Source organism: Desulfosporosinus metallidurans (assembly GCF_001936615.1).
Lineage (GTDB): Bacteria > Bacillota > Desulfitobacteriia > Desulfitobacteriales > Desulfitobacteriaceae > Desulfosporosinus > Desulfosporosinus metallidurans.
Genome location: NZ_MLBF01000116.1, coordinates 1 through 3,565 on the forward strand (window position 1 = coordinate 1; position 3,565 = coordinate 3,565).

A 3,565-nucleotide genomic window follows, 5' to 3' on the forward strand; every position below is an offset into this window, starting at 1 on the left:
GTTGAGTCCTTTTTATGGCAACAGGTCTTTCTTTTGATGGCCAACAATGCCTTATTTCCTTTTTGTTGGCGGAGAAATTAAATCGAAAAAGATCCTTGTTCCTTCGGCATCATATTTTACGACCATTGTTGTGACAGCAAGGTTAATCAGTGCATTTTGTGTCATTCCAAAGGTTGATGCCATTTTATCAAGACCTTTTTTGATGTTCTCGGGTAGTTCGATAGACTGTCTAGGCATTTTCCCCCTCCTCATTCTGGTGCGAATGCTGATACTCTAAACACCGTAGCAACACCAATATGAGCCACCCAGTTTGGTGTGGAAATCAGTTAAGCGAATGATCAGCGAGACCTTTAGTAACAAGGAAACTAGGTTCATTGTCCAGTGGTGTTTTGCCGATTCTCATGTCCTCATTTTTTTACTTTCTCTGCCCTAAAGTACAGAATATCTGCCCTAGCCTCAGCTAATTTTTCAACAAAGACCTTTCTAAACCAAACGTTTCTATTTTTAGTGGGCGGATACTGGTAAAACTTATCACTCGTCTTACAGACCGCTTCGATCATTTCGGCTTGATCGTATCCAAGATCTTCGGCTAATTGCTTGGCCTGAGGAAGAAGATCATAAAAACCAGTCCTTAGAAAGTAGTCTTCTAAGCGCCTCATGACAATTCCCCCTCAATCACCCGTTTGACCATACGGTCATCAATAATCCGATGACCATTCTGGGCACCATACATGAGGCAATGCGTACAAACCTTATTAATGAGTCTGGCTGCACCGCTGGAGAAACGATAAATGTCATCGATCGCTGCCTCTGAAAAAACATCGCGGGTTGCACCTGCATAAGCCAAGTGCCGCTGTATATAGGACTCAACCTCGGCACGATCATAGTGTATTAGTTTACACTGCAAATCGATCCTTTGACGGATCGCAGCATAAGCCTGAAGCTGAAGCCGTTCCCACAGTTCACTCTGGCCGACGAGAATGAGCGCCATGGGACTTTCTGCATCCATTTTCATATTAAGTAGAAAACGAACTTCCTCCAGCATTTCCCGATCCAGAAGATGAGACTCATCGACGACCACGACCGGCTGTAGATGCTGAATCCCCCGCATCAGCTCAATTTCTCGATGCAACTGACGTTTTGCATCTCCACGATAAAACTTCGATTCAAAGCCGAGTTGTTCTAAGAGCCCTTTGTAGAAGTTGCGGGGTGTAAGCTTGGAGTCCGATAGATAGAGTACCTTGAATTTTGACGGATTCAGAGTTTGTGCATAACGGCGGATGGTTGTTGTTTTCCCCGTTCCACAGTCGCCAGTGACCACGGCGAACCACCTTCGTTCAGCGGCATACTCAAGACGTCCCAACGTCTCTTCTAATAACACCGATTTATAGAGCTCGCCTGTAGGAATATTGCGTGTAAATGGCGTAGAGTTGAATCCATAGAACGATTCAAACATCCTTCGAGCCCTCCTTATGAACCGCGCGGAAAGAAAGAGCTGGTGTTTGAATCTCACGACGTAGACGATTTTTTTGTTCGGCGGCCCCAAGGAGTCTTGAGGAGTCGACGGCTTGTGGCTGAAGGTGCTTAGGCATGGTTGGACGTTTCCCGACATGCTCTCCGATCACGAGTTCGTGTACTTTCCACGGGGCGTGTCCCTCGTATTCGATGGTCAGATCGCTAATGTTTGCCGGATCGTAGACCACGTCCACTGTACACCCGATAAACTGAAGTCCGACTTCATATAATGTCCCCATGAAATGGATTAGACCTGATTTGTCAACCTTGCGCGGTTCGTAATGTAAAAACGCATTGGCTAGCACTTTCTGTTCTGCAAATCGAAGGGGTTTTTTATCGCTGCGATAGGCTGTCTCCGGACTCATGTTGTTATTCAGCGCAGAGTGTGGTTTATTCTGATAGCATTCACTTAGCCATACCTGAAATAATTCGTTGAGTCGATCCAGTGTCTTTGGCTTCTCTAAAGCCACTTCCTTTAGGAAATTATCGACTAATTGATTAAACTTTTCTATTTTTCCTTTCGATTCTGGAGAATATGGTCTAGCAAATAACAAGCGAATGCCTAGCTTAGAGCAGGTTCGAGTCATCCATTTCGTCCGATACTGCTTTCCGTTGTCGAAAAATACGGCATCAGGCAATCCACATTTCTGGATCGTAGTACGAAAACAATCCTCGACAATCGTTTTATCTAGGGTTGGGTAGAAGGCAGCGTGTAGTACAAACCTCGTTGCGTCATCTATAAAACAAACCAGATACACTTGTTTCATGGAGCCATTGGGACCAATGGGAAGATATGGACCAAATTTAATGTCGGATTGTACCAACTGTTGTCGGTGGCGTCGTTGAAAACGTCTGGCTGCTACCCCAGAATCTGCATATATGCGCATCTGACGGGTGCTGTAACCGCGACTTGCCAATTTTTCCTGCAATGTGCTTCGTTTGAGTTCTCCACACTGTACTTTGCCTTCCCACTCTAGGATCTGGATAATCTGTGCAACGCTTCGACTGGGTACTTCTCTACGGAGCAAAATCGCTTGGTCGAGCACATCTGGAGCAATCGCTTCCGTGGGAGCTCTGCCCTTGCCTTTGGGTTTAAGACCTCCAAATCCACTTTGACGGTACTTTTCCAGATACCGACGCAATGTTCGCTCTGATAGCCCATGCGCAACACATAGTTGTGCCTTGATTTCCCGTGCTTTGGCAGGATCAAGTCCGTCTGCAAGAAGTGGAGACAAGAGTTGAACTCGTTCAGCAGCAATTTCTTCGGCCTTCTTCTGATTTTTCAACCGAAAACACCTTCCTCTCAAAAGTAAACTTCTTTTTTAGTCTACCTCAGGTGTTTGCGGACAAAAATGCAGAACGGGTATGTACCCATAAATTTGAATTGGCAATAGGACGGACAATTCTCGCCAGCCACCCTGGCTCATTTCCTACGTAACATCCGATTCTTTGGTGTGCAGATAGTGGTGAGACGGACGGCTCTTCCACAGGGGCTTGTCCTAAGCGATAGGCAATAGCATTTAAACAGCCGAGCAGATAGGGAAGCAGTGTGTTAAACCACATTCGCATACGATACAAGGTTGAGTCATCCGCCGCGATGTCAGAAGATCTTGAGTCCTTCAAGACAACACTTTCAATACAGGAAGATTCATATCGTTGGTAAGGTACCAGACAATGAGGTAATTCATGATGAATTCGTCTGCAATGCTTACAACGCAGTCTGCGAATGATCAATACCTTAGTTTCTCCATCACTGTTTCTACATTTCCTTTTGCGACTCCCGATAACAGCCAGTTGTTCTCCGCAACAGGGACAAGGGACGGATTCTGCACACCGAACGAAAAAAACCAGTTTGTGGGTTTTCAACGAGAGCATAATTTGATACAATAACCATGTTGTTTTTGGTGGGATGCCTCCTATGAACCTGTTAGCGCAGGATCATGTTAAAGGGAGACATCCTTTTCCTTTACAATGATATGGTCATTATATCTGTCAATTTCCGGTCAGGCAATCCCGTCAGCTTTCGGATCTTTTACGCTAGCACAAACAA

Annotated in this window: 5 protein-coding genes; all 5 read right to left on the reverse strand. The window is 45.4% G+C overall.

Translation table 11 applies throughout. The annotated features are described in order from the left end of the window. Positions 1 to 51: 51 nt before the first annotated feature. Positions 52 to 237 carry a hypothetical protein gene (locus tag DSOL_RS25635; protein ID WP_075367530.1) on the reverse strand — a complete coding sequence of 62 codons (186 nt, stop codon included), beginning with the start codon at positions 235 to 237 and terminating at the stop codon, positions 52 to 54. Between the two features lie 170 nt (positions 238 to 407). Next, positions 408 to 659: a hypothetical protein gene (locus tag DSOL_RS25640; protein ID WP_075367531.1), complete on the reverse strand. Its 252-nt coding sequence runs from the start codon at positions 657 to 659 to the stop codon at positions 408 to 410. After that, positions 656 to 1,456, reverse strand: a complete 801-nt coding sequence (locus tag DSOL_RS25645) for an ExeA family protein (protein WP_075367532.1) — start codon at positions 1,454 to 1,456, stop codon at positions 656 to 658. The genes DSOL_RS25640 and DSOL_RS25645 overlap by 4 nt, the downstream gene beginning before the upstream one ends. After that, positions 1,449 to 2,801 (reverse strand): DDE-type integrase/transposase/recombinase, encoded by a 1,353-nt coding sequence (locus tag DSOL_RS25650; protein WP_075367533.1) that lies wholly within the window; start codon positions 2,799 to 2,801, stop codon positions 1,449 to 1,451. The genes DSOL_RS25645 and DSOL_RS25650 overlap by 8 nt, the downstream gene beginning before the upstream one ends. Positions 2,802 to 2,847: 46 nt before the next feature. Further along, entirely contained in the window at positions 2,848 to 3,390 is a 543-nt protein-coding gene (locus DSOL_RS25655) for a DUF6431 domain-containing protein (protein WP_235839009.1), read from the reverse strand. Positions 3,391 to 3,565 lie beyond the last annotated feature (175 nt).

Coding starts and splice junctions, on each gene's coding strand:
- DSOL_RS25635 (WP_075367530.1), bottom strand. CDS start 237: ATGCCTAGACAGTCTATCGAACTACCCGAGAACATCAAAAAAGGTCTT.
- DSOL_RS25640 (WP_075367531.1), bottom strand. CDS start 659: ATGAGGCGCTTAGAAGACTACTTTCTAAGGACTGGTTTTTATGATCTT.
- DSOL_RS25645 (WP_075367532.1), bottom strand. CDS start 1,456: ATGTTTGAATCGTTCTATGGATTCAACTCTACGCCATTTACACGCAAT.
- DSOL_RS25655 (WP_235839009.1), bottom strand. CDS start 3,390: ATGCTCTCGTTGAAAACCCACAAACTGGTTTTTTTCGTTCGGTGTGCA.